This window comes from Burkholderia sp. Tr-20390 (assembly GCF_017104595.1).
Classification (GTDB): domain Bacteria; phylum Pseudomonadota; class Gammaproteobacteria; order Burkholderiales; family Burkholderiaceae; genus Burkholderia.
Map to the genome: position 1 here is coordinate 1 of NZ_JAAGPC010000445.1, position 701 is coordinate 701.

Sequence of the window (701 nt, forward strand, 5' to 3'; positions counted from 1 at the left end):
TTGCGCGGATCCGGCGCCGCGTCGCGAGCCCGGCCTCGCTTGTCCGCGCGCTCGACCGGCTGCCCTGCGTGCTGCTGCCCGATGCGCGTCCGTATGCAGGCTGGTTCGACGGGCTCGGTTGCCGCACGCTCGCCGATCTGCGCGGCCTGCCGCGCGCGGGGCTGCAGCGCCGTTGCGGTCCCGCGTTGCTGGCTGCGCTCGATCGTGCGTATGGCGACGCGGTCGAGCCGCTTGCGTGGATGGCGGTGCCGCCCGTGTTCGACGTGCGGCTCGAATTGCAGGAGCGGGTCGAATACGCGGAAGCCGTGTTGTTCGTGGCGCGGCGGCTCGTCGTGCAGCTGTGCGGCTGGCTGGCCGCGCGGCACCTGTCGCTGGCCGCGATGACGTTCGATCTCGAGCACGAGCGCGGCCGCCAGGCCGTGCCGCCGACGCCGCTCGAACTCGCATTCGCGGCACCCGTGCGCGACGACGCGCATTTCATGCGGCTGCTCGGCGAACGGCTCGCGCGCGTCGAGTTGCCGGCAGCGGTGATTGCGGTGCGGCTGAAGGCCACGCGCGTCGAATCGGTCGCGCCGCCGGCCGACGATCTTTTCCCCGAGCCGGGCGGCACGCGCGAGACGCGCGCGCGGCTGTTCGAGCTGCTGGTCGCGCGGCTCGGCGCGGACAACGTGCTGCGCGCGGCGCCCGTCGCCGATCACCGG

At 74.0% G+C, this 701-nt stretch carries 1 protein-coding gene; it reads left to right on the forward strand.

Going from position 1 to position 701, the window contains the following annotated elements; genetic code table 11:
• On the forward strand, positions 1-701 hold a 701-nt coding region (locus G3N98_RS39445; protein ID WP_206151142.1), incomplete at both ends, for a DNA polymerase Y family protein.